At 72.8% G+C, this 22,916-nt stretch carries 35 protein-coding genes; 31 read left to right on the forward strand and 4 right to left on the reverse strand.

Annotation, left to right across the window (positions count from 1 at the left end; translation table 11 throughout):
• Nucleotides 1-45: 45 nt before the first annotated feature.
• The 13 genes from L0P92_RS02530 (at nucleotide 46) to L0P92_RS44990 (ending at nucleotide 9,232) form a co-directional block, all read left to right on the forward strand.
• A complete protein-coding gene (locus tag L0P92_RS02530; protein ID WP_234760752.1) occupies nucleotides 46-501 on the forward strand; it encodes a hypothetical protein in 456 nt (151 codons plus the stop codon).
• Nucleotides 498-977, forward strand: coding sequence for a hypothetical protein (locus L0P92_RS02535; RefSeq protein ID WP_234760753.1), 480 nt, complete (start codon nucleotides 498-500; stop codon nucleotides 975-977). Before L0P92_RS02530 ends, L0P92_RS02535 begins: the two co-directional genes overlap by 4 nt.
• A 49-nt stretch (nucleotides 978-1,026) precedes the next feature.
• Nucleotides 1,027-1,923 (forward strand): hypothetical protein, encoded by an 897-nt coding sequence (locus L0P92_RS02540; RefSeq protein ID WP_234760754.1) that lies wholly within the window; start codon nucleotides 1,027-1,029, stop codon nucleotides 1,921-1,923.
• Nucleotides 1,924-2,136: 213 nt separating this feature from the next.
• Complete coding sequence (locus L0P92_RS02545; RefSeq protein ID WP_234760755.1) at nucleotides 2,137-2,475, forward strand: hypothetical protein; 339 nt, start codon at nucleotides 2,137-2,139, stop codon at nucleotides 2,473-2,475.
• A gap of 14 nt (nucleotides 2,476-2,489) precedes the next feature.
• Nucleotides 2,490-3,377, forward strand: coding sequence for a hypothetical protein (locus L0P92_RS02550; RefSeq protein WP_234760756.1), 888 nt, complete (start codon nucleotides 2,490-2,492; stop codon nucleotides 3,375-3,377).
• Between the two features lie 2 nt (nucleotides 3,378-3,379).
• The gene (locus L0P92_RS02555) at nucleotides 3,380-3,601 is read left to right on the forward strand and encodes a hypothetical protein (RefSeq protein WP_234760757.1); all 222 of its coding nucleotides are present in this window, start codon (nucleotides 3,380-3,382) and stop codon (nucleotides 3,599-3,601) included.
• Between the two features lie 43 nt (nucleotides 3,602-3,644).
• Nucleotides 3,645-4,409 carry a hypothetical protein gene (locus tag L0P92_RS02560; protein WP_234760758.1) on the forward strand — a complete coding sequence of 255 codons (765 nt, stop codon included), beginning with the start codon at nucleotides 3,645-3,647 and terminating at the stop codon, nucleotides 4,407-4,409.
• Nucleotides 4,406-4,963 (forward strand): DUF1643 domain-containing protein, encoded by a 558-nt coding sequence (locus L0P92_RS02565; protein WP_234760759.1) that lies wholly within the window; start codon nucleotides 4,406-4,408, stop codon nucleotides 4,961-4,963. Before L0P92_RS02560 ends, L0P92_RS02565 begins: the two co-directional genes overlap by 4 nt.
• A gap of 25 nt (nucleotides 4,964-4,988) precedes the next feature.
• Complete coding sequence (locus tag L0P92_RS02570; protein ID WP_234760760.1) at nucleotides 4,989-5,795, forward strand: hypothetical protein; 807 nt, start codon at nucleotides 4,989-4,991, stop codon at nucleotides 5,793-5,795.
• Nucleotides 5,792-6,463, forward strand: coding sequence for a nuclease-related domain-containing protein (locus tag L0P92_RS02575; RefSeq protein WP_234760761.1), 672 nt, complete (start codon nucleotides 5,792-5,794; stop codon nucleotides 6,461-6,463). The genes L0P92_RS02570 and L0P92_RS02575 overlap by 4 nt, the downstream gene beginning before the upstream one ends.
• Nucleotides 6,460-7,194 (forward strand): hypothetical protein, encoded by a 735-nt coding sequence (locus tag L0P92_RS02580; protein WP_234760763.1) that lies wholly within the window; start codon nucleotides 6,460-6,462, stop codon nucleotides 7,192-7,194. The genes L0P92_RS02575 and L0P92_RS02580 overlap by 4 nt, the downstream gene beginning before the upstream one ends.
• A 117-nt stretch (nucleotides 7,195-7,311) precedes the next feature.
• The gene (locus L0P92_RS02585) at nucleotides 7,312-8,160 is read left to right on the forward strand and encodes a hypothetical protein (protein WP_234760764.1); all 849 of its coding nucleotides are present in this window, start codon (nucleotides 7,312-7,314) and stop codon (nucleotides 8,158-8,160) included.
• A gap of 43 nt (nucleotides 8,161-8,203) precedes the next feature.
• The gene (locus L0P92_RS44990) at nucleotides 8,204-9,232 is read left to right on the forward strand and encodes a DinB/UmuC family translesion DNA polymerase (RefSeq protein WP_234760766.1); all 1,029 of its coding nucleotides are present in this window, start codon (nucleotides 8,204-8,206) and stop codon (nucleotides 9,230-9,232) included.
• Nucleotides 9,233-9,296: 64 nt separating this feature from the next.
• On the opposite strand, the gene L0P92_RS02595 is transcribed toward L0P92_RS44990, so the two are convergent.
• Nucleotides 9,297-9,545, reverse strand: a complete 249-nt coding sequence (locus L0P92_RS02595) for a hypothetical protein (RefSeq protein WP_234760767.1) — start codon at nucleotides 9,543-9,545, stop codon at nucleotides 9,297-9,299.
• Nucleotides 9,546-9,704: 159 nt separating this feature from the next.
• Here L0P92_RS02595 and L0P92_RS02600 point away from each other — a divergent pair, with 159 nt between their 5' ends.
• On the forward strand, nucleotides 9,705-10,250 hold the full coding sequence (locus L0P92_RS02600; protein WP_234760768.1) for an HAD domain-containing protein: 546 nt from the start codon (nucleotides 9,705-9,707) through the stop codon (nucleotides 10,248-10,250).
• A 235-nt stretch (nucleotides 10,251-10,485) separates the two neighbouring features.
• Nucleotides 10,486-11,490: a hypothetical protein gene (locus tag L0P92_RS02605; protein ID WP_234760769.1), complete on the forward strand. Its 1,005-nt coding sequence runs from the start codon at nucleotides 10,486-10,488 to the stop codon at nucleotides 11,488-11,490.
• A gap of 240 nt (nucleotides 11,491-11,730) precedes the next feature.
• Here the strand turns inward: L0P92_RS02605 and L0P92_RS02610 are convergent, their stop codons facing one another.
• Nucleotides 11,731-11,928, reverse strand: a complete 198-nt coding sequence (locus L0P92_RS02610; RefSeq protein WP_176187960.1) for a hypothetical protein — start codon at nucleotides 11,926-11,928, stop codon at nucleotides 11,731-11,733.
• 72 nt (nucleotides 11,929-12,000) lie between these two features.
• Complete coding sequence (locus tag L0P92_RS02615; protein ID WP_234760770.1) at nucleotides 12,001-12,585, reverse strand: MarR family transcriptional regulator; 585 nt, start codon at nucleotides 12,583-12,585, stop codon at nucleotides 12,001-12,003.
• A gap of 231 nt (nucleotides 12,586-12,816) precedes the next feature.
• Between L0P92_RS02615 and L0P92_RS02620 the strand changes: the two genes are divergently transcribed.
• The 7 genes from L0P92_RS02620 to L0P92_RS02650 all read left to right on the forward strand — a co-directional run bounded on the left by L0P92_RS02620 (nucleotide 12,817) and on the right by L0P92_RS02650 (nucleotide 17,355).
• A complete protein-coding gene (locus L0P92_RS02620) occupies nucleotides 12,817-13,038 on the forward strand; it encodes a hypothetical protein (RefSeq protein ID WP_176187956.1) in 222 nt (73 codons plus the stop codon).
• Entirely contained in the window at nucleotides 13,035-13,403 is a 369-nt protein-coding gene (locus L0P92_RS02625) for a hypothetical protein (protein ID WP_234760771.1), read from the forward strand. Before L0P92_RS02620 ends, L0P92_RS02625 begins: the two co-directional genes overlap by 4 nt.
• Entirely contained in the window at nucleotides 13,400-13,621 is a 222-nt protein-coding gene (locus tag L0P92_RS02630; protein WP_234760772.1) for a hypothetical protein, read from the forward strand. The genes L0P92_RS02625 and L0P92_RS02630 overlap by 4 nt, the downstream gene beginning before the upstream one ends.
• Nucleotides 13,618-14,700: an adenine nucleotide alpha hydrolase family protein gene (locus tag L0P92_RS02635; protein ID WP_234760773.1), complete on the forward strand. Its 1,083-nt coding sequence runs from the start codon at nucleotides 13,618-13,620 to the stop codon at nucleotides 14,698-14,700. The genes L0P92_RS02630 and L0P92_RS02635 overlap by 4 nt, the downstream gene beginning before the upstream one ends.
• Before the next feature lie 163 nt (nucleotides 14,701-14,863).
• On the forward strand, nucleotides 14,864-15,925 hold the full coding sequence (locus tag L0P92_RS02640; protein WP_234760774.1) for a hypothetical protein: 1,062 nt from the start codon (nucleotides 14,864-14,866) through the stop codon (nucleotides 15,923-15,925).
• Nucleotides 15,922-16,728 carry an N-6 DNA methylase gene (locus L0P92_RS44995; protein WP_234760775.1) on the forward strand — a complete coding sequence of 269 codons (807 nt, stop codon included), beginning with the start codon at nucleotides 15,922-15,924 and terminating at the stop codon, nucleotides 16,726-16,728. Before L0P92_RS02640 ends, L0P92_RS44995 begins: the two co-directional genes overlap by 4 nt.
• 21 nt (nucleotides 16,729-16,749) lie before the next feature.
• On the forward strand, nucleotides 16,750-17,355 hold the full coding sequence (locus L0P92_RS02650) for a bifunctional DNA primase/polymerase (protein WP_234760776.1): 606 nt from the start codon (nucleotides 16,750-16,752) through the stop codon (nucleotides 17,353-17,355).
• A 551-nt stretch (nucleotides 17,356-17,906) separates the two neighbouring features.
• Here L0P92_RS02650 and L0P92_RS45150 read toward each other — a convergent pair.
• Complete coding sequence (locus L0P92_RS45150; protein ID WP_308289605.1) at nucleotides 17,907-18,848, reverse strand: ATP-dependent DNA ligase; 942 nt, start codon at nucleotides 18,846-18,848, stop codon at nucleotides 17,907-17,909.
• 207 nt (nucleotides 18,849-19,055) lie between these two features.
• Here L0P92_RS45150 and L0P92_RS02660 point away from each other — a divergent pair, with 207 nt between their 5' ends.
• The 9 genes from L0P92_RS02660 to L0P92_RS02700 all read left to right on the forward strand — a co-directional run bounded on the left by L0P92_RS02660 (nucleotide 19,056) and on the right by L0P92_RS02700 (nucleotide 22,879).
• Entirely contained in the window at nucleotides 19,056-19,235 is a 180-nt protein-coding gene (locus tag L0P92_RS02660) for a hypothetical protein (protein WP_176188318.1), read from the forward strand.
• 41 nt (nucleotides 19,236-19,276) lie between these two features.
• On the forward strand, nucleotides 19,277-19,642 hold the full coding sequence (locus L0P92_RS02665) for a hypothetical protein (protein ID WP_234760777.1): 366 nt from the start codon (nucleotides 19,277-19,279) through the stop codon (nucleotides 19,640-19,642).
• Nucleotides 19,643-19,748: 106 nt separating this feature from the next.
• Nucleotides 19,749-20,219 (forward strand): hypothetical protein, encoded by a 471-nt coding sequence (locus L0P92_RS02670; RefSeq protein ID WP_176188314.1) that lies wholly within the window; start codon nucleotides 19,749-19,751, stop codon nucleotides 20,217-20,219.
• Nucleotides 20,220-20,233: 14 nt separating this feature from the next.
• Entirely contained in the window at nucleotides 20,234-20,530 is a 297-nt protein-coding gene (locus L0P92_RS02675; RefSeq protein ID WP_234760779.1) for a hypothetical protein, read from the forward strand.
• A gap of 58 nt (nucleotides 20,531-20,588) precedes the next feature.
• The gene (locus L0P92_RS02680; RefSeq protein ID WP_234760780.1) at nucleotides 20,589-21,173 is read left to right on the forward strand and encodes a hypothetical protein; all 585 of its coding nucleotides are present in this window, start codon (nucleotides 20,589-20,591) and stop codon (nucleotides 21,171-21,173) included.
• Nucleotides 21,174-21,175: 2 nt separating this feature from the next.
• Nucleotides 21,176-21,538 carry a hypothetical protein gene (locus L0P92_RS02685; RefSeq protein WP_234760781.1) on the forward strand — a complete coding sequence of 121 codons (363 nt, stop codon included), beginning with the start codon at nucleotides 21,176-21,178 and terminating at the stop codon, nucleotides 21,536-21,538.
• Nucleotide 21,539: 1 nt separating this feature from the next.
• Nucleotides 21,540-21,809, forward strand: a complete 270-nt coding sequence (locus tag L0P92_RS02690) for a hypothetical protein (RefSeq protein ID WP_234760782.1) — start codon at nucleotides 21,540-21,542, stop codon at nucleotides 21,807-21,809.
• A 3-nt stretch (nucleotides 21,810-21,812) separates the two neighbouring features.
• Nucleotides 21,813-22,304, forward strand: a complete 492-nt coding sequence (locus L0P92_RS02695; protein WP_234760783.1) for a hypothetical protein — start codon at nucleotides 21,813-21,815, stop codon at nucleotides 22,302-22,304.
• Complete coding sequence (locus L0P92_RS02700) at nucleotides 22,301-22,879, forward strand: hypothetical protein (RefSeq protein ID WP_234760784.1); 579 nt, start codon at nucleotides 22,301-22,303, stop codon at nucleotides 22,877-22,879. Before L0P92_RS02695 ends, L0P92_RS02700 begins: the two co-directional genes overlap by 4 nt.
• Nucleotides 22,880-22,916: the final 37 nt, after the last annotated feature.

The raw sequence follows: 22,916 nt of genomic DNA on the forward strand, positions 1-22,916 counted from the left end.
AGCGGCCCTCGTCCTCAACTCCCCGCGCACGAAAGGGCCATCGCCGTGACCACCACCAGCACCGTGACCGAACTGCGCTGGAACAAGGACGTCTACCCGCCGGTCGGGACGAACGACACCAGCTGGATCCCCTGCACGACCAGCGACGGCCAGCCCGCCGCGCTCGCCCTGGACGACCAGGAGCGCGAGGCCCTCGGCAGGCAGCTCCTCCACCTCGACGACGAAGACGACGTCGTCGACGAGCAGTTCTTTGAGCCCGAGCGCCTGTACGTCCGCAACGGCATCACCTTCCGCTGTGAGGGCATCGCCCTCTACCCGGGCACCACCGAGCCGCGCGCCTTCGGCTTCAAGCGCCACGGGCACCCGAACGCCGGATGGGCGCCGGCCACCTTCAGCGAGCGGGCCTGGCGCAGGGGCTGGGAGGACATCACCTGCCCGGAGCACGGCTACGAGTGCGCCCCGCACGCCCTGTTCGCCGACTGCCCCGCGCATCGCCGATGACGACCGCCCTCCTTGAGCGCGCCCCCGGCCCGGCACCACCCGCCCCGCCTGCCGAGACGTACGGCCACGAACAGGCCCTGGACGCGATGCTGTACGCCGCCCGCCGGATGGGCATCGCCGCCACCGACCGGCAGGTCGCCACCCTGCTCACCGTCGCCGAACGGCACTTGCTGCCCCCGGCGCCGGCCGACGACTTCCCGCACGGCACGATGCGCGGCTACCGCCGCCACCGCCGACGCCGGGAAGCGGCCTGCGAGTCGTGCCGGGAGGCGTGCCGCCTCGAGTCCGCCGCGCGCCGACAGCGCCGCCGTACGACGAAGCCGTGCGGCACCGAGGCCGCCTACCGCCGGCACCTCTACCACTGCGAAGAGCCGTGCCAGCCCTGCAAGGACGCCCACGCCGCCGACGTCCGCGAGTACCGCGAGCGGGCGGCAGGGCCTGACCCGCACCCGCCACAGAAGGAGAGGACACGATGACACCCCAGCGACCGCCCGCCTTACCGGCCCGAGCCCCGGAGCGCACCCGGTGAGCGCCGCGGGCGGGCAGACCGCGCTGTCGGTCCCGGCGCAGCCCGGCCGGGGAGGCCGGCACGGCATCGCGGACGTCACCACCGACGTGCTGACCCGGATGCTGCGCGACCACTTCATCAAGCCGGGGGAGGAGATACCGGGGGCCGTGTTCCTCACCGAGGTCACCGCCCCCGAGCGCACCGGCCGCCGGGCGGACGCGGTCCACATCGCCACGTGGGCGTCGCGGGGCGGCGGCGAGATTGACGTGTGCGAGGTCAAGACCCAACGCGCCGACTGGCTCCGGGAGTTGCGCGACCCGGGCAAGGCGGAGGCTTGGTGGCCGTACAGCTCACGGTTCTGGCTCGTGGTGCCCAACACAGGCGTCGCCCGGCCGGACGAGCTGCCCGAAGGGTGGGGGCTGATGGTGCCCAAGGCCCGCGGCCGGCGCTTCCAGGTCCTCGTCGAACCGGCCAAGCGCACCCCGGAACTGACGACGGGCCTGCTGGTCACCCTGCTCACCAACACCGAGACCGTGCGGATGAACGCCCTGCGCCGCCAGCGTGACGAACTCGGCGACCGGCACCGCGCGGAGCTGCAGCGGGTGCGCGACGAGGGCGGCACGGCCCGCAACCCCCACGTCGATGAGAAGCTCGCGCTCCTCAAGCGTCTGGAGCAGGCGCTGGGCGGGCGGCTCAGCGGCAGCGGCGGGTGGGGGCGGTACGTCTCCACCGACGAGGCGGCCGAGGCCCTGGCCGCGTTCGCGCAACCCCACATCGAGCAGCAGCGCGGTCGCGAGCGCACGGTTCGGCTCGCGTCGACTCTGGCCCACCATCGCGACGAACTGACCCGCATCGTGGGCGAGCTGGAGCAGGCGACGGCCCTGCCGAAGGCGGACGAGGAGCCTTCCGCGTAACGGCCGGCATCTCGAGCGGAACAGGCCGGGCCCCGGCATGGGGTCCGACCGGGTTGCTCCCCTCAGCATTGAAACCCGTTGCTTACGTATTGGGTTTCAGATAGTGTCTGTCCTGCGCGGCCCCACCAACTCCCCGGGGCCACGCACCGGCCGCGCTTCGCTACTCCCCCCAGGCGGGGCGCGGCCACCCCCTTCTCGGCCACGGAGGCTCCGATGACGTCGCAGGTCCGCCGCTTCACCGACTACTTCGTACCGCTGCTGATGGCGGTCGGCGGCCTGATCGTCGGACGTGTGGCCTTCGGCTACGCCGCGCAGCAGGGCGCGAACCTGTACTGGCAGGCCGGCCTGGCGGTCGTCGCCTACACCCTCACCGTGGCCCTGCTCGGCCGCGTCGGGAACGACGACCCGTACGAGGCGGTCGCCGACGCGACCCGCGCACTCGCCTACGTCATCCAGGCCGCGCTCGCCGGCGCCCTCGAACTGCTCTGCCTCGCCGTCCAGCTCCTGGCGTTCATCGGCGGCCACCTGGCCCCGGCTCCAGCAACGACATGAAAGGCCACGCACCCGTGACCACCCTGCCCCGCTACGCCCTGCGCCTGCCCGACGGCCGGTTCGCGTACTACCTGCCCGAGCCCGAACGGCGCCCCGGACTGCGCAGCGGCATCTTCGCCGACGGCGAGCCGATGAACCGCCTGGTGCCGCTCGTCGACGCCAAGGGCGACTGGTACGTCACCGACCGGCACGCCCAGCGGATCACCGCCGTCTACCAGCCCAACCCCCGGACGCTCCGCTACAAGCTGAGCGACCCCACGGCGCTGTCCGAGCGGTACCCGGCCGAGCTCAGCGTCGAGGACTTCAACGAGCGCGTCGGCGACCATGACGAGTACTGGGGCCTGTACGAGCGCGTCACCGAGGACCTCGAGCCCGTCGAGCACGTCTACGAGGGGCCGTTCATGCTGCTCGAGGGCCGCCAGCCCCCGGCGGCGGACGAGCCGCAGTGGCGCGCTGCCCTTCCCGTCGAGCTGACCCAGCGTGCGGAGTACCGGCACCTCTTCCCTGGCCACATACCGGGCCTGAAGCAGCACTTGGAGAAGCTCATCACGGCGATGCCGCGGGTGAAGTACTGCTTCGTCGACTACAAGGACAGGCCCGGGCTGCACATCACGGTCCGCGTTCCCTACGACCAGCCCAGGACCACCTTCGTCCGGAACACGGGGCGCAGGGGGCAGCCGCTGAAGTCCGGGCGCACCGTCCAGGTCACCGTCGACCGCAGCGTCGACCTTCCGGTACCCGCCGCCGTGTACGGGGAGAACTACGACGCCGCGCTCGCCGAGTGGGAGCAGCAGGTCGAGTACTGGCTTGGGCAGGTGGCTGAGGCCAGCGTCGCCGCCTGCTCCGCCTGCGACGGCAAGGGCTACGTCCCGCACGGCGCCCTCGAGCACACGCGTACGTAGCCGTGACCGCCGACGTGTACCTGGTCGTCCGGTGCGACGCGACGATCCCCGACGAGGAGGATCCCGCCGCACCGGACGCCCAGTGCGACAGCGAGGGCCACTGGCCCGTGTGGGTCGCCAACCACACCGAGCTGCGTCGCCTGCTGCGTACGGAACGCGGGTGGCACCGCCCGAAGCCCGGCCGGGACATCTGCCCCGACTGCTGGACGGCCGGCCGCCGCTGAACAGCACCACTCCCGCCCCAATCGACAAGGAGCCACCACCCTGATGACGAGCCGCTTCGTTTACCTCGACACGGAGTTCGACCCGCGCAACCCGGCGCTGTCCGGGCTGCTGGCGCTCGCCCTCACGGACAACGCCAGCCCGGCCGCCGACTACTACGCCGTCAACCTCGACGCCGACCTCGACGCCATTGCAGACCACCCGTTCATCCCCGACCACGTCCTGCCGCACCTGCCGGTCAAGGTCACTCGCTGGACCGACGGAACGATCACCAGCGTCACCTGGGACAAGGACCACCCGGACTTCCAGTACGCGAGGTCGGCCGCGCAGATCGCCGAAGAGGTCGAGGCGTACTTCCCCGGCGAGACCGAGGCGCAGCTGCTTGCCAACTACGGCAAGGACGATCTCGGTTACCTACACCGCCTCTTCGGCAACGACTGGAACACGATGGCGCCCGGCATCCCGCGCGTGCCGTACGACGATCTCGAGTCCCTGCGTCGGCGCCTGGGAGCACCGCAGCTGCTCTTCCAGACCACCGGCCAGCACCACGCTCTGGCCGACGCCCGCTACAACCGCAGGTACCACGACAAACTTCTGCGTTTCCAGCAGTCGCAGATGTCGCCGCCGCCGTCCGACGGCCACGCCGCTCTCTACGTCGACCAGGACGGCGACCCATGGGTGGAGTACCTGACCTCGCCCCGCAGCGACGCCGTCATCCAGCTGGTCATGGCCCGGGAGGAGGCCGTCGAGCGCCAGGAGCTGGAGGACCGGATCGGGCCGCTGCGGCACATCGGCTGGTGCCCGCAGTGACGGCCGCCGTAGCCGATCCGCTCGCCGACCTGGTCGTCGACGAGGACCACGGCTTCGAGGACCGGCCGCTGGGCACGGCGGTTTTCACCGCCGACCGCTCCTACCGTTACCTGCTGACCCGGCTGTGGGACCCGGCTTTGCCGCTCGCCGTGTTCGTGATGCTCAACCCCTCGACGGCGGGCGCCCGGGACAACGACCCCACCATCACCCGCTGCATCTCCTTCGCGCGGCGTGAGAAGGCCGGCGGGCTGGCGGTGGTCAACCTGTTCGCCCGCTGCGCGACCGACCCGGCCGCGCTGAAGACGGACCCCGACCCGGTCGGCGCGCTGGCCGACTCCTTCATCGACCGCACCGTCGCCAGGTCGTCCCTCGTGATCGCCGCGTGGGGCGCGCACGGCGGCCTGCACGGCCGCGCCGACCAGGTCGCCGCCCGGCTGGGGCGGCGGGGCATCGCGCTGCGCTGCTTCGGCACCACTAAGGCCGGCCAGCCCCTGCACCCCTTGTACCTGCACGACAAGACACCGCTGGTGCCGTACGCACCGTCCGGCGCCTGACGACGAACGAGAGGACACCGCGACCGTGACCGACGCAACCGATCTGACGACCCACGAGACGGATGAGGAGGATGTCCCTTCCGTCGCGGAGACGCTCGAGGGCCTGGCCCGGATGTACCTGCGCGCCGGGGCGTCGCCGCTGCCCGTGAACCCGGCAACCTTCGGCTGGCAGTCCACTGCTGGCGTGCTCGCCGCGCTGTCGGCCCGGATGTTGCACTTCCTGCACGGCGTCGACCCGAAGTACGGGGCGGCGTTTGCCGGGTTCTACCACGGGCCGACCGGCGACGGGCCGCACCCGCTGGGGGTGGGCCTGTGGGTTGAGCGGAACATCGCCCAGCCCGCCGGCGCCGACATCAACGCGTGGGTTGCCGACGCCAAGCAGGAAGCCGAGACGGCGTTCGCGTACACGAGCCGACCGACCAGCATCGCCGACCTCGGCATCCTGCTCGGCGACGACGCACTCGCCCTCCTGATCAACGGGCTCGGTGCCAGCTGGGAGGAGTGGGAGGAACACGGCAGCACCCGGCGCGTGTGCTTCCTGCCCGGCTGCACCCGTGAGGTCGACCTGGTGAAGGCGTGGTCGGGGGAGGACCGCGAGCAGTCGGAAGGCTGGAAGTCCGCTCCGGCTGTCGGCTTCGGCTGCCCCGACCATGTCTCCCGCCTGTGGGCCGGGGAGCACCAGCACCAGCCCGCCTGGACGAAGGAGAACATCGACTCCACGGCGCAGCTGACGTGCACCTGCGGATGGGCCTCCGGCAAGGTCGCCTTCCGCGGCCACGGGATCACCCTGTACCAGGTGCACGCCCTCGAGGTGCTGGGGGCACAGGGATGAGCGCCGGGAACTCCGCGCAGGCCCGCGCCGACGCGACGTTACAGGCGGCCCAGCCCACCGGTCTTTGGGCCCGCACTCGGGCCTTCTTCGGCTTCGGCGCCGAGCCCTCCGCGGAGGCCGTGGAGGAAGCCGCGAACTGGGAGGCCGGCGCCGAGGGGGAGCGCCGGACCGCCGAACTGGTACGCGCCCTGGCACCGGAGGGCTGGTTCGGCCTGTTCGACCGGCACATCCCCGGCCTGGACGTCGCCAACGTGGACATCGCCCTGATCTCGCCGAGCGGCAAGGTGATCCCGGTCGACGCGAAGCTGTGGCACCGCCACGCCGTGGTGCACGCGGTCAAGGATCAGCTGGCCCACGGAGACAAGAAGTACCCGCGCGTCATCAGCAGCGTCCTCTTCGAGACGTCGCAGATCGAGGAGTCCCTCCACAACGCGCTGGCCCGCCGCGGCACCGACCGCACCGTAGAGGTCACCCCGCTGATCGCCATGCACAACGCGCCCGTCTCCGGCGACGGCTTCACCGTCAAGGGGGTCCAAGTCGTCCCCGCCGACCGGCTGTTGAGCGTCCTGCGGGAGATGGCCGGCACCCCCGCCCCGGAGTGGGCCGCGTACGTGGCCGGCGTCCTCGAGCAGCTCCTGCCCCGATACGTGGAAGGAGACAGTCGGTGAGCACCACCATGCGGGCGCGCGCCGAGCGCGTCGTCAACACCGCCGTGTACGGCGTGGCCACCGGCGCGGCCGGGGCACTGGTCGGTGCCTTCACCGGCGGCCTGGGCTGGGCGCTGCTGATCGGGGGCGCGGCCGGCGTCGCCGGGGGGAAGGTCGGCAGCGGCCGGCCGGACAGCGCCACCCGGGCCAACGCCCGGCTCACCAGGCTCACGTCGCGGGAACTCGCCCCGCTCACCCGGGAGGGCTGGTACCTGCTGCACGGCCGGGCCATCGGGCAGGACGAGGACCGCGTCTACCACCTGTGCGTTCCGCCGACCGCCCACCTGGTGGTGGTCGTCATGAACTGGGCCTGGCCCCAGGGCGCGACCGTCTTCCTGGACGGGGCGGGCGAGCTGCACGCCGGAGGCGCGGACGCCAGCGTCGCGGTCGACTGGGTCCTGCACGCCGCCGACACCGTGGACAACGCACTGAAGGACCGGCGCAAGGAGCTGGGCAGCACCGGCATCGCACAGGTGCTGCCCGTGCACGACGCCACGGTCGACAACGACGGACACGTCCAGTTCCACCAGGACCACAACGACGAGGACCGCGAGATCAACATCGTGCAGGGCGAGGCGCTGCTCGACAAGATGCGCACCGTCACCAAGAACCACAACGAGAGCCGTCGCACCCGGCGTGCCGCGCACAACATCTTCGTGTTCCTGGACAACGCCTTCCCTCTCGCATCCTGACCGGCTTGTGACCTGTGGGCCGCCCCGCTGTGGGGCGGCCCACAGCCATGCCGGGCCCGGCCGCAGGCCCTCGCTCCCGCTCGGCGCTCGCCGCGCTGACCTGTACTGGAGGCATTGATGAGTGGTTCCTCAACCAGCCCTGCACACCGGCTCGTTCGCCCTGCCCCGCGTCCCGTCGGCCGGCCTGCGCTGCGGTCGGTCCCGGCGCTGCCCGCCGGTGCGAGCGACGACCTGCAGGCGGAGGTGGCCGTGCTGACCGAGCTGCTCGAGGTGGCGGACCAGTCCCTGCGCCGGGCCGAGGAGGAGACCGTGTCGCTGACCGAGCAGTTGCAGGTCGTACAGGCTGAGCGGGACGCCGAACTGGAGGACCATCTGGGGACCTTGGGGGAACTCGAGCGGGCCCGCGCCGAGGGCGACGCGTTGCGGGAGGCGCTGCTGCGCCAGGGCCGCTACGAGGAGGTGGCCGCCGCGGCCGAGGCGCCGGCCGGACTGCCGACGTCGTTCGCCGACCTGTGGGAGCGGCTCGGCACCCTCGTGCACGTGCGGGTGACGGCGGACCGGCGGATCACGCTGGCGCTCGACGAGCAGGCCGAGGCCCGTACCTGGGCGGCCAAGGCGTGGAGCGGGCTGGCCGCGCTGGAGTCGTACGCCGCGCACCGCAAGGACGGCTTCGCGGGAGGCTTCCACCAGTTCTGCAGGAACCCTCCGACCGGCGCCCGGGTCTACCCGGTGAGCCAGGTCGCCATGACCGAGACGTCCGCGACCATGGCGGCCTACGGCCAGGAGCGGATCTTCCCGGCGCTCGAGGGGACCGAGGCCGAGATGCAGGCCCACCTCAAGCTCGCCCCCCGCGGGAACGTCTGTCCCCGGGTGCACTTCCTGGACGACGTGGCTGGCAAGGGGGCGTCCGGCGTGGTGGTCGTCGGCTACGTGGGCCCGCACCTGCGCAACAAGCGGACCAGCTGACCGCCACCGCGCGAATAGAACAGAGTTTCGATACGGTGGAGAGGTGAGCACGCCCGCGCCCGACAGCTACGAGGCCGCCGCCCGGCGGGCCACCGTGCTGCACCTGCGCGTCCCGCCCGGCACTCCCGAGCCCGCGTACCGGGCCGTGCTCGACGTCCTCGAGCCGCTCACCCCGATCGTCCAGGTCATCCCGCCCGGCGCCGCCCTCGCCGAGGTCGCCGGCGTGCTGCGCCTGCACCAGCGCACCCCGTACGAACTCGCCGAGATCATCCGCCTGCGCACCCTCGCCCTCACCGGCGTCGACGTCCACGTCGGCGTGGCCGCGAACTGGGCCCTGGCCGCGACCGCCTCCGCCCACCCCGCGCGCAACGGCATCCGGCTCGTCGCCGACGACCCGGACGCGGTCGCCGCGTTCCTGTACCCGCTGCCCATCGACGCCCTTTACGGCATCGGCCGGCGCCAGGCGGAGACGCTGCGCAGCTTCGGCGTCCACTACATCGGCACGCTCGCCGCCCTGCCCGTCGCCACCGCCCAGCGCGTCCTCGGCGGCCGGGAGGGTCGCCTCCTGCACCAGCGTGCGCGGGGCCTGGACCACCGGCGCGTCACCCCGACCGCGCTGCCCCGCTCCACCGGCGAGAGCAGGCACTTCGACCGGGACGTCCTGGACGGCGACGTCATCCGCACCGCGATCCTCGACGCGGTCGTCGTCATCGGGGCGAGGCTGCGCGAACGCGGCCAGGCCGCGACCGCCCTGCAGCTCCAGCTGCGCTTCGCCGACCGCTCGCTGCTCACCCGCTCCCGGAAGTTGCCGGCCGCCACCGCGCACGACGCCGACCTGCGCGAGTGCGCATACCGGATCTTCAACGGCCTCAACCTCGAGCGGGCCCGGGTGCGCGCCGTGACGGTACGCGCCGAGCAGCTCCTGGACGCCGACCAGGTCGCCGAGCAGATCTCCCTGGACCCCACCGAGGAGAACGCCCGCCGCGTCGAGAGGGCCGTCGACAAGGCCAACCGCCGCTTCGGCCGCGGCACCGTCCGCCCTGCCGCGCTCGCCGGGCGCCGCACCGCGTGACGGCCCCGGCGCCGGGAACGCCGCGGCCCCCGGGCCCTGGGCGGGCTCCGGGGGCGCTGTGCCGTCAGGCAGCAGCGGCGACCAGGTCGTCGAGCAGCCCGGTGAGGTGGGTGTAGTCGTCGCCGTACAGGGCTCTGTAGTGCAGGTGGAACTCCGACCGGGCGGAGTCCAGGGCGCCCTGGCTGCCGCTCTGGGCGGCGGTGACCACCGCGTCCATCAGGGCGGTGGCCTGGTCGTAGTCCTCGCCGTAGAAGGCGTCGTAGTGGCAAAGGATCTCGCCCTTGGCCCGGTCGAGAGCGGTCTCGGTCTGCATCGTCTTCTCCTCGGTGGGTGAGGTCTTCCCTACGCCCACAACAATACAACGATACGTTGTAAAGTCAAGATCGATTAGGGCGTCAAAGGAGAGGACGGGCAGCCCATCGGGACGCTATGGTCCTGCGACCTGACCAGCCCAGACGGGGAGGAGAGCGCCGTGAAGCCGGTGGGATTCTTAGACGTGGACGGGCCGCTCAACCCATGGCGGGCGAAGCCGGAGAAGCGGCCCGCCGGGTACACCACCCACCGCATGAAGCCGCCCAGCCTGTACGCCCGGTACCCCGGCAAGCCGAGGGCGTACGTCAAGCCGCTGCGGGTCTGGCTCAACCCCGACCACGGGCCCGCCCTGCTCGACCTGGACGTGGACCTGGTCTGGGGCACGACCTGGATGGCGGAGGCCCGCGACTTCATCGCGCCCGTGCTCGGTCTGCCCGACCTGCCCTACGTCGACTTCGGCCCGGACCTGCTCAACGACCGAGCCGACGGCCTGCACTGGAAGGTCCCCGCGTTGCTGGCGTACGCGGGCGAGCGGCCTTTCGTCTGGGTCGACGACGAGGTCTCGGACCGCGACCGCGCGTACGTCGCCGCGCACCACCCGGCCCCGGCGCTGCTGCACTGGGTCGACCCCCGGCTCGGGCTGCGCGACGACGACTTCGCCGCGATCGCCGCCTTCGCCGCGCACTGCGGGGCATCGGCGGCCTGACCTCCATGGGCCGGCCGGGGCGAACGGGGCCCGGCCGGCATCGGCTTCACACGACGGGCGCGGCCGGGCCGCACGAGTCTCGCACGCCAGGGCGCCGGCGGCGGCCCGGCCGGACGGCTGCGCCCAGTTCTCCCACGGCAGATCGCCACATCACACATATCGCTGGATGACCTCGGGCAATCCACGCGAATGTCACGGCACCCCGATGTTGCCGATCTTGAAAAGGGGGACGGCCGTGGCCGTCACGACTCCCACCGCCCGAGAGATACCCGAGGTCCGCGCCGACCTCGCCGCCTGGGCCGCCGACCGCAGCCGCGACGGCATGGCCAACTGGCTGTACTGCCTGGGCGCGCCCGACGCCCGCACGGCGTACGACGACCTCCTGCCGCCCGGCGTCAGCACCACCCAGGCCCTGGCCGCCCGCACGGCCGCCGGACTGCGCACCGCCGAGCTCTACTACGTCACCAGCGACATGACGGCGCTCGCCCACCACGCCGCCCAGAGCCTCACCGACTTCGAGATGCGCCCGGAGGACCTGCCCTCCCCGGTCGGGATGCTCGCCTTCGAGGACCCGCCGATGCGCTACGCCGCGGCGGGCAACCAGCCTGTACGCCTGGTCACTTGGGGGCCCTGGCTCGGCCACCTGGCCATCGACTACTGGAGCGGCACCCGCGAGTACCTCGACCAGGTCGACGCCCACCTGGAGACGAACCCGCCGGACACGGACCTCGCCGAGACCCAGGCGTGGCTGCGGACGAGGTTCGCGCACGTGGCGCCCGGGCAGATGGCCGCGCTCCACCCGACCACCGGCTTCGTCTACCAGCGCACCACGCTGATCGAGCCGGGCCTTCCCGACCTCAGCGACACCCCGGAAGGCGACGTCGCCCTCCTGCGGCTGATCCAGGCCACCTGGCTGCTCATGGGCCAGAGCCTCGCGACAAGCGAACGTGTGGCCGCCGACCGGGCCTCCCGCCGCCGGATCCAGCGCATCGACCGCGACTACGGCACCGAGGTCCGCCTCATCCGGCTGCGCCGGGCCCGCACCGACCGGGGCGCCGACCCGGCCGAGCGGCCCGGCACCCGCGAGTACCAGCACCGCTGGGTCGTCAAGGGCCACTGGCGCGACCAGTGGTACCCCTCGCGCGGCACGCACAAGCCGATCTGGATCAGCCCGTACATCGCCGGACCCGAGGACGCCCCGCTGATCGGCGGGGAGAAGGTGTTCGTCCTGGCCCGGTGACACCCGCCGGGGCCCGCCGCAACGGCGCGCGGGCCCCGGCTCGTTGCTCCCTACACCAGGCCGGCCGCACGGCGTCGTACGCGGCCGGCGCATCTCCACCCGGCACTCCAGGACCTCGAACGGGAGTCGGGGACGGCCCTGTGTCGGCCCCGGAGCCGGTGAGGGCGCCCGTGCGCGCAACGGACGCGACGACGGCCGGTCACCGCCCCGCTCCGGGGGTGACCGGCCGTGCCGGGATGGCTAGTTGGCCAGGGCCGCGCGCCAGGCCCGGTTCTCGGCGGCGCGCGCACGGCGCCGCTCCCAGCCCCGGAACTTGGCGCGCTGGCGGGGGTTGGTCAGGGCGCCGGGCTCGTAGTAGTAGCAGGTGCAGCCGCGTCCGGCGTAGCGGCACGCGTGCCCCGCGTGGCGGGGCGTGGACTTGGCGAGCATGCGGGCCATGAGGACCTCCGTCGTCGGTAGGGGGCCCGGGGCGCCCGCCGTTGGTACGGCGGGCGCCCCGGGCGGCGGGCGCTACTTCAGCCGGTAGCGGCGCGGGCTGTCGCTGACCAGTTCGGCCTGTCCGTGGTCGGCGAGCTTGGCCAGGGCGTTGGCGACCGCTCCGGCGCTGCGGCCGAGGGCCTTGGCCAGGCCCGAGGGGCCGATCTCGTCGGCAGGGTGGGCCTCGAGGTACTCGTAGACCTTCTGCCGCAGGTCGCCGCGTCCCAGGCGGCTGCCGTTGCGGGCCTTGGCCTTGGGGGCGGCCTCGGTCTTGGTCTCGGCGACCGGGGCCTCGGCGGGCTCGGGCGCGGTGTCGGCCGCGTCCTCGGCCGGGGTCTCCGGCTCGTCGGCGGCAGGTGCCTCGGGCTCGGCGTCGGGCGTGACCGGGTACCAGCGGTCCGCCGTACGCCGCCCGCCGCGTCCGCCGACGTTCTCGCCGTGCTCGCGGGTGGCCAGGTTCAGGCTCTCGAGGTGGGTGAGGGCCTTGCCCGCCGTCGAGCCGCCGATCCCGGCGTGCTCCGCGATCTCCCGGGCGGTGGCGCCGGGGTGCTCGGTCAGGGCGGCGAGCGCCTTGGCCTGCGCGGTGGTCAGCTCGGCCGGGGCCTGGGTGGTCGTCATGTCGTCCTCGTTTCTTCGGAGTTGGGCATTCGGGAGCTCCCCGGCCGGGGGCAGCTGGTGCTGCGGTGCCCGTGGCGCGTGCGCTTCGCGGTGTTCCCCGGGCACCTCCATGAACGCTCTGATCGCCCCCGAGAGTCAAGATCAAAAGCGCCTTGAAAACTATTGCTTACGTATTGGGTTTCAAATACGGTGTGGACGACGCAGACACACCCGCCCGGAAGGGGCCCGGAGATGACGACTACCACCGACGGCGCGCTGGAGACCGGCGCCGAACGGATGGCCCGCGAGCGCCTGGAGGACCGGATCCGCTACGCGGTCGGCCAGCTCAAGCAGGGCAAGTACCTCTCCATCACCAACGGCCCGGACGGCGAGGTCGCCGGCACCTGCGGCCACGACCCCCGCGTTGGCCGCGACTGGCTGCTGCACATGGTCGAGCGGCGGGCCGCCCGGTGACCGCCGCCCTGACCCCCACCGACCGGCTGCGGGCCCTGCTCGCCGCCGAGTTCCCCGCCGACGCCGCACCTCTGGACACCGCCCTGCTGCTCCTCAGCGTGGCCACCGGGCAGGAGGAGGTACGCCTCTACACCCAGGTCGCCAGCGGCCAGCCCGGCCACGAGACGGCCGTCTACCGCTCCGAGGTCCCGCACAGCCCCTTCGCCCTCGACCTGATCGCGGCCCTGCACGCGCACCGCCTCCACAACTGGCGGCCCCTGCGCGACGCCTACATGCCCGGCGTGATCCACCTGGGCACCCGGCGCGCCACCGGCCAGATCGGCTGGGCCCTCGACCTTCGCCGCCTCCGGGAGGACAGCGAGTGAACGCCCCGACCCCCGCCCCGCCGCCCGGGGTGAACGAGAAGAAGAGGCTCGTGGCCCGCGCCCTGCTCGCCCAGGCCGGCAACCTCGTCGAGTTCTGGGGCGAGATGGGCGACAGCGAGGTGGACGCCGAGTTCGCCCGCGAGTGCCTGGCCCGCTGGATGAGGCCCCTGCCCGGCGGCGACTGGGACGTCCGCCTCGGCGACCCGGACGCGGCATGACGGCCCAGCTGGACCTGTTCGCCGCCAGCTCCACCAGAATCGACCCGGTGGAGCTGGCGGCACAGCAGGACTTCCTCATCGTGAACCTCTCCGGCGGCAAGGACGGCCTGCGGGCCGCCGCGGTCACCAGGGACGCCGCGCGGCAGGCCGGTGTCGAGGACCGGATCTGGACCGTCCACGCCTCGCTCGGCCCGATGGAGTGGCCGGCCTGCACGGTCGACGCCGTGCGCTACCCGAGCGTCGGCGAACTGGCCGCCGAGCACTCCCGGTTGCTCGGCGTCCCGCCCGAGCGCCACCTCGAGCTGCGCCGCCACCGTGACGCTGTCCCGTACGACCTGCTCACGTTCATCGCCGAACGAGGGGACTGGCCCTGGCTCGGCCGCGCCCGGTTCTGCACCGGGGACTGGAAGACCAAGCTCATCTTCGGCGCGTTCAGCCAGGCCGCCCGCGACTTCAAGAAGGCGCACGGCAGGCCGGCCAGGATGCTCAACGTTCTCGGGCTGCGCGCGGACGAGAGCCCGGACCGCCGCAAGCGGCCCGTGCTGCAGCGCACCACCGACAACTCCCACCGGATCGTCGACGAATGGCTGCCCGCGCACGCCGACACCACCGCCTTCGTCAAGGAGTGGACCGACGCCGAGGGCTGGCCCCACCACTGGGCCTACGACTCGGCCCCCGGCGCCGGCGACTGGGCAGGCAGCACCCGCTGCTCCTGCTCGGCCTGCGTCTTCAGCAACCGCCGCGACCTGCTCCTCGCCGTCGCCCGCCGGCCCCGGCTGGCCGCCCTGTACGCCGAGGTCGAGCACTCCCGGGGCATCCCCTTCAACCCGTCGACCACCATCGTCTCCGTCATCGAGGAGGCCCGGCGACCCGGCGCACCCGGCCCGGGCGTGGTCCTGGACGACGACACCGCCGACTTCGACGCCCTGGAGACGGCCGTGCGCGACGCGCTCACCCGGCCGCCCAAGCGCAAACCGCGCCCCCACCAGGGGCCGGGCACCCTGCCCGCGCTCGGCGCCGGGTGTGACGGCTGCTCCCTGGCCGACGGAATGCTGCCCGCCGACGGCGACGACGCCTGAACTCGCCTCCTTGTCCCGGGAGTTGCAGAAGCCTCTCCTGCCAACCCAATCCATGAAACCTATTGCTTACGTATTGGGTTTTAGTAGTGTGGTGGATGACCCACCCCAACCCTGCTCCCGTCCCAGCTCGCCGGGGACGGGGCCCTGCCGCGAGGGAAGTCGTATGCCCAACCGCAAGGCCGTCATCAAGGTGCTCACCCAGGATGTTCTGGGGGCGCAGCGCTGGAACGGGCTCCTGGCCGAGTGCGTCAGCATGCCCACCGAGAAGTACGAAGAGGTCGAGGCCGCCGCGGAGGCGATCCTCGAGCGCGTCGCGCGCGCTGTCAGCTGGCCCCGCCTGCTGAGGGAGGCGTCGTGGCGTCACCTGCACCTGCACCCCGATCAGGAGAACGACAAGGAGGGCTACGCGACCGGCGTGTGCAGCGAGTGCCTCGTCGAGGCCCTGCTCGCCGATGACACCGGTGCTCCTGACTGGGACAAGCACCCGACCTCGCCCCGGCGGCGGGAGCACTTCGACTGGCCGACGCCCGTAGCCGCGAACCTCAAGTACCGCCAGCGCGCCCACTGGCACCCCTACATGGAGTCGGAGACGAAGCCCGACGCGGCCCCGGCGGCCCGTCCGGCAGAGACCACCCCGGCCCCCGCCGTACCGGCGGAAGCCGCCGAAATCACTCTGCCCCCCGCCTCCGAGCGCCTCCTTCGCGAGATCGCCAAGTACGACACCGGGCAGGGCGTCCTCTTCCGGCACGCCGCCCGCGGCCGGTACCTGCACCCGAACACCTACAGCACCTTCAACGCCCGCACCTTCTACCCGCTCACCGGAAACAACCTCGTGACCGATGAGGGGAACGACTCAGCACCCGTCCGCATGACAGAGGCCGGGCGGAAGCTGCTGGCCGAGCTGGACGCCAACGCCCAGCAGAAGAAGCCGCGCGCCGCGACCGACCCCGAGTCGCCGGCCGCGCAGCGCGCCCTGCGGGCCCTGGCCCAGCTGGAACAGCCGGTCACCCCACACCGTGGCGAGCGCAAGGGCATCTGGTCCCTGGGGGGACGGGATGGCTACTCCGCTCGGGAGACCACCTTCTACGCCCTGGAGAAGGCCGGCTACCTCCGGATCATCCAAGGCGCCCACCTCAGCCTGCGCATGGAAATCACCGAGTCCGGTCGCCAGCGTGAGCAGCAGGGCCAGGGCCCGAGTTCCGTAACTGCGGAGCAGAGCAGGTGACTGTCACCCCCGAGGCGGCCCTCGCCGCCTGCGCCCGCGCGGCCGAGGCCCACGCCCAGAGCGTCGAATGGCGCCCGGCCCTGCAGTACACGATCCGCTCCCTCATCGACCGGCTGGCCGAGGCCAAGCAGCTGCCCCCGCCCAAGCTCGAGCGCCCCCACGTCCAGGCGGCCGAGGACGCCCTGGACACGCTCGGCCCGCTCGAGGGCTGGCACGTGCTGGACATCGGCGAGGTCAACCAGCAGCTGCTGGAACTCACCGTCGCCCGGCACCCCGACGGCACCGTCACGGTGAACAAGAAGGGCCTCGGCGCCCGCGCCACCCTCGGCTCCTGGTACACCCCGCCCGAGGTGGCCGAGGCGATGTGCCGCCTGTCCATCGGACCGCAGCTGGACCGCCTCGCGCAGCACCCGGACCCCGGGAACCTCCTGCAGGTCCTCTCCATCGACCCGGCGTGCGGTGCCGGGGTGTTCCTCATCGAGGCGGCCCGCCTCATCGCTGGCCGCCTCGCCGAACGGATCTCCGGTATTTCCCCGGCCCCGGCGGTGCACATGAAGTACGCCCTGCCGGTGGTGATGCGCGAGTGCATCTTCGGCGTCGACATCGACCCGGTCGCCGTCGACCTCGCCCGCATGGCGCTGTGGCTGGAGATCGACGGCCGCGAGCCCTTCGACTTCATGGACCGCAACGTCATCGTCGGCAACGCCCTCGACGACGAGATGCCGCCCGCCTTCACCGAACGCCGCGGCGACCTGCCCACCGCAGCCGAACGCCGCGGCGCCTGGGACGAAGCCCACCACTGACCAGCGACGGACACCGGGACCATGGACGAACTCGCCTCCCGGCGGCACGACCGCCGCCAGCAGAAGGAACTGAAGGCGGTCGCGCTCGCCGCGGCTGCCCGGGGCTGGCACGTCTTCCCGCTGCGCCCGGGCACCACCGAGCCGGCCGTGAAGGACTGGGCCGAGCGGGCCACCACCAACACCTGGCGGATCGTGCGCTGCTGGGACTCCGGCCCGTTCAACGTCGGCATCGTGCCGTGCGCCTCCGGGCTGCTCGTGCTCGACCTGGTCCCGTCCGGAGCGGGGGAACAGCCCCCGGAGCCGTACCGGCTGCCCGGCGTCCACGGCGGCACCGACGTCCTGGCGGTGCTCCTCGAGGAGCGGAGAGCGCGGCTGCCGTGCGAGACGTACAGCGTGGACGGCCCCGGCGGACGGATGCAGTACTACTTCGCCCACCCGGACGACGCCTGCCCGCCGGCCGCGCCCGGGCCGCTCGCCTGGCACGTGGAGGTCCGTTGCACCGGATCGTACGTCCCGGCCGCCGGGTGCCTCACCCCGGACGGCGCGTACACAGTGGGGCACGACGCGGCCTTGGCCGAGGCGCCGGGCTGGCTGACCGTGCCCGCCGGGTTCGACCCGGACCGGTAAACCCCCTGGACTCCATACAATGAACCGTTGTATTGTCTTGGTGTCGCCCCGGGTACCGCGGGGCGGGGGAGCGGACTCATCGAGAGCCGGACCCCCTGGCCGCTCCGGACGGAGGGCTTCGGGGCTGGGGACCGGGTAAGAGTCCCGGACCGCTCCATGAAGGGCCCGCCGCTCGCGAGGCGGGCCCTTCCGCATGTCCGCCGCCCGGGCGGACTTCGGATCCGCCTCCGAAAGTGCTGGCATCCATACAATGAGTCGTTGTATGGTTGTGGTCGTAGGGAACCGCACCAGCGGCCCCCTGCACGGGAGTTCGGAAACACCGTGCCGCTCACGCGGCAACGAGGGAGGTTCGATTCCTTCCGCTCCCACGCGGCCAGAACGCGCGCTGGCTAGCTGGAACCGCCGCCGACGGGCGACGGGTGGCCTCATAAAGAGCCGCTCCGCGAAGGTCCCGGGTGGGAGCGAGCGGAGCGGGGGCCGGGTAGACAAGAGTCCCGGAGCCGCACCATCGAGGGGTCCACTGCTCGAGCGGTGGGCCCCTCCTCGTTGCCCTACGGGGCCTCGTCGAGCAGACCGGGCGTCAGGTCCCCCCTGACGCGCCGAACGCGCGGGCGGTGCCGGTAGCGGCCGAGCTCCAGCCGTTCCTGGTCGACCTCGATCTCCACCACCACCTCCGGCGCCACCGGCCGGTAGCGCACCGGGTCCGCGCCGGGCAACCCGCCCACCGTGCCCGGCAGTTCACGCATCCCGCCAGCCGGGTGCAGCAGCGGCGCCACGGCCAGCCGCAGCGGCTGGGGCAGGGGAAGGCTCACCCCGACGGCCCGCATCCGCCCGCCGCTCGGCCGGCCCAGCACCAGGGCCTGCGCGGCCGGCGCCGTGGCGGTCACCCCGATCACGACGGCCTCCGTGGTGTGCCTGCGGCGCCACTTCAGCCAGCCCGAGCGCAGCCCCTCGGCGTACCGTCCGCTCGGCTTCGCCACCAAGCCCTCCACGCCGGACAGCGCGCCGACCCAGGCCAGCGCTTCGCGGACGTCCCCGGTGGACGGCACCGGCCGCAGGGTGTCCGGACCGCCCTCGAGGAGCCGCAGCAGTTCGGCGCGCCGCCGCGCGTACGGCAGCGGCCGGGTGTCGACGTCGCCGACCGCCAGGACGTCGAAGAGGGCGACGTGCACGGTGAAGTCCGCGCCGCGCCGGGGACCGCGGCCGGCGGCCCGGCTCTGCAGCCGGTCGAAGGCGACCCCGCTGCCGTCGTCGAGCACCGCGACCAGCTCGCCGTCCAGGACCGCATCCGGCAGCGCACGGGCGGCGGACACGACGTCGGAGAACGCACGCGAAAGGTCCGTGCCGTGCCGGCTCCACACCTGCCCGCCGCCGGTCCACACCTGGCATCTCCAGCCGTCCCACTTCGGTTCCAGAGCCCACTGCGGCCCTTCCGGGACGGCGTCGACCGCGCGGGCCAGGGCCAGCGGGACGGGCAGATCGAAGGGCGGCACGCGGACCTCCAGCAGCACCTTCAGCGTAGATCGGCGACCTGGCCCGGGCGCGCCGGCCGACCGGGCGCGGTGATTGCCCGGCAATCACACGGACGCCCCGGAACGCCTCTGCCGCACCCCACCACCCCAACCGCCAAGCCCGTTGCTTACGTATTGGGTTTAGGGCTAGTGTCGGACCCGTACCCACCCGAACAGGAAGAGGCCCGAATGTCCCGTCGCAAGCCCCGCAGCCTCGGCGTCAGCCTCGGCAACGGCGCCGCCGGACCCCACCGCTACCGCGACGAGACCCGCGTCGACGGCGGCAAGCGCTACCTGCACCGCCGCGTCCGGGCCCTCGGCAAGGCCGCGCTGCGCCGCCTCATCCGCGACGAGACCGCCACCGACTGACGCCCCCTTTCATCCCGCCCCGACAGAAGGCACCCCGCCCCATGAGCACCGTCGTCTCCGTCTCCTTCACCCGGCCCGTCCACGCCCGCGAGCTGCGCCCCGGCGACATCTTCGCCTTCCCCGAGGCCCCGACCACCGCGCTGACCGTGGTCGAGACCGGGGAGACACCACTCTCGGCCGAACTGACCCTGGCCACCCTCACGCTGATGGGCTGCCAGGAGCCGCTGAACCTGCCCAGCGCCACCCAGGTCCGGGTCATGCGCATGGTGCGCACGGTGACCCTGGACTGCCTGCTGTGCGGTAAGGCCGAGGAGATCGAGCTGAACCTCCCCAAGGACGGCGAGCCCCTGTCCCTGGTCTGCGCCGACCACAGCCCCGAAGGCGACGCGGCCCCGGCCGTCGCCTGACCCCAGCCTCGACAACCCCGGTGTCCTGGCGTGCGCCCCGCGCCGGGCGGACGCCAGGACACCGCACACCCGCCGACCCGAACCCACGGAGAACACCTTGACCCTCATGAGCAATGACCGCCTCGCCCAGCAGCTCGCCGCCACCGCGCACCCCAACACGAGGGAGGAGGCCGCCGTCTGGCTGCTCGCCGAGAGCGGCCACTGGCTGGAGGAACTCGACCGGATGGGCCTCATCAGCCGCGACACGGACTCCGGCCAGGCCCGCGTCGACTGGCCCGGCACGTCCTCCCAGCGGTACCAGCTCATCGGCACCGACGCCGAGTTCCAGATCCTGACGATCGCCCGGGCCCTGGCCGCGCCGGAGCTCGGGGCCGATTTCCCCCACCTGTCCAAGCTCGACGCGGACAACCGGCTGCTGGTGCTCCACGCCATCGCGTGGGCTTCCGCCGGACGGGAGTGGGCCAAGTCGCTGCGGCTGCTGCCCGGGATGCGCTGCGGGGTCTGCGACCGGCGTCTCAAGGGCCTCGAGGGAGCGGACTTCGTCGATCACATGCGCCTGCACGGCCGCGACGTCTGAGCCGGGGAACCGACATGGACCCTGTGCTCGGCAGCGGTTTCGCCTTCGCCATGTGCGGCCTGGCCGGGTTCTTCTCCGGCCGCCTCGCTACCCACCGCGCGGCGGGTCTCGAGGCTCTCGGCACCCTCTGCGCCGCCGTCGGAGCGCTCCGCCTCGGCAACCTCCCCCTGACCGGCATGTCCACCGTCCTGACCCTGCTGCTGGCCTGGACGTGGTGGAAGGGCGGCGGAGGCGACGACACCCGCCGCGGCGGGCGCCGCCTGCGCCGGATGTTCACCCCGAGCCGACGCACCGCGCCCGCCCCGTCCTGAGCCCGCCACGGGCGCCGACCAGTGCCGCGGTCGGCGCCCCTCGCAAGGAGCGACCGAAGTGACCGAAGTTCCCAACTCCCCGGCCAAGACCGTCCCGGTGCTGGTGCTCCCGCCGCAGGCCGGCAACACCCAGCACTACCGCATGCGGCTGGCCGACCACGCCTTCGACGGCGCGCCCGGGCACCCGCTGTACGGCACCGGCAGCGACCCGAGGAACATCGTTCTTCTCCCGTACCACACCGGCCGCTGCGACCAGTCGGAGCGGCGCGTCCGCGAGCACGCCGAGCTGGCTGCCGACTGGACCCGCCGCCTGAAGGCGGTCGGCTTCACGGTGCGCCCCGCCCGCCGCTGCGGACTCATCGCCACCTGCGACCTGCCGCCCACCGAGGCCGTCGTCGAACGCCACGGACCGGTCGAGGAGTTCACCCGCAAGGTGACCTTCCCCGCACATGGCCTCGGGGGCCTGCTGCGCCTGGTCCCGACCCACGCCAGCGCCAACTACGACGTGCTCACCCTCGACGGCGAGGTCCTGCGGTCCGTGACGGAACTGGCGCACGGCGTCGAGGCGCTCGCCGTCCACTTCGGCCTGCCCGACGACGTTATGAACACCACCTTCCTCCCCACCCACCCCGCCTGGAGCTGACCGTGTCCGCCTTCACCGCCGAGCAGATCTTTGCCGCGCTCTACCAGGCGATCCGCCCCGACGCCGTCAACGGCCGCTGGGAGCGCGGCTACGAGTGGGCGATGGAGTGCGTCCGCAAGATCCTCGTCCAGTACCGCCTCGACGGCAGTCCCGAGCGCAACCTGAAGGTCGTCGAGCCCGCCATCCGCGAGTGGCTGGATGCCGGACCCGACTACGACAGCCAGGCGTACAACGACGGCTGCGCGGTCGGCCAGCAGACGATCCGCAGCATCCTCGACGGCGACCGGGACGAGATCCTCTCCCAGCTCCAGGACGCGGCCACCACGGCCACCAGGCTCTACGCCCAAGCCCAGCAGGTGACCTGACATGGCCGACGACGACCTCCCGGACAACGTGATCCCCTTCCGGCGCCGCCGTACTGGCCCGCCGCCCGCGCCGCGGCGGCAGTGCGTCTGCGGCGCCTTCTGGAGGCCCGGCTTCTCCAGCGACCCGGCCTGGCTGCTGACCGCCGACCCTCTCTGGGACTCCTTCGTCGGCGTCACCCACTGCCAGGGCTGCGGCCGTCACAAGCTCTCCGTCATCACCGGCCGCGACATGCGGCGCGACAGCAACCGCCCCTCGGGAAGGAGCACCTGACAAGTGGCACGCGACATCGGCATGGCACCGGACGCCAAGGTCTACCGCGCAGTCATCATCAAGTCGTACGCGGACGGAAGCGTGTTCACCGCGTACGAAGGCCCCTACGACAAGATCGGCTCGGCCCGCGCCCGGGTTACCTTCTGGGAGAACCACTTCGCCAAGAGGGACAACGGCGACAAGGCCACCGGGCACGTCGAGCAGTGCCAGCCCGCCTGGGAGAAGGCACCCGACCGCGCTCGCCGCCGTACCGCGAGGACCTCCGCTGCGTCCGGCGACGAGGCGCCCAAGGACCCCGTCGCGCTGATCCGCGCGGCGATAGCGCAGCGCCGCGGCATGCACGGCAGCCACGCCGCCGACCTCCTCGCCGAGCACGGCTTCACCGAGGAAGCCGACCGGATCCGGGCCGAAGTCCGCGCCCAGATGGGCCACTTGTCGGCCAAGCAGGCCCTCCAGCTGCTCACCGCCGCCCCGGCGGACGGGACCGACCGATGACCGACTCCGTGCCCGCCGGGGGACAGGCCCCGGCGGGCGAAGGAGGGCAGGCGCTGCTCCTGCCGGCCGAGGAGGGCGTCCGGCCGAAGATGTACCTGCAGCGCCTCGCCCGCCTCGTCCTCGAGGACGCCCCCGGCCGCCCGCTGTACGCGCCGAACGAGACGCCGCACACCATCGGCGCCATCCACCACCACGCCGGCCGGTGCGACCAGTCCCGCAAGCGGATCGATGAACACGCCGCCAACAAGGCCGAGTGGACCCGCCGCCTCGAGGCCGTCGGCTTCACGGTGCGGCCTGGGCGCTGCGGCGTCGTCGCCACCCTCGAACTGCCGCCCACCGAGGCCCTCGTCGAACCGTACGGCGAGGTGCAGGACTTCACCGACCGGGTGACCTTCCCCGCGCACGGCGTCGGCGGCCTGGTCCAGCGCTGCTGGGCGCACACCGGCTACATCGGCTGCAAGATCACCTCGTCCACGGGGCGGCCGGTGAAGCCGACCAGGACCGTCGACCAGGCGGTGGTCGCCCTGGCCCTGCACTGGGGTCTGCCGCACCACGTGCACATCACCCGGCGATGACCTCGGAGCGGCCCGCGCCGGCCGTTACGGCGGGCGG

This window comes from Streptomyces muensis (assembly GCF_021474425.1).
Lineage (GTDB): Bacteria > Actinomycetota > Actinomycetes > Streptomycetales > Streptomycetaceae > Streptomyces > Streptomyces muensis.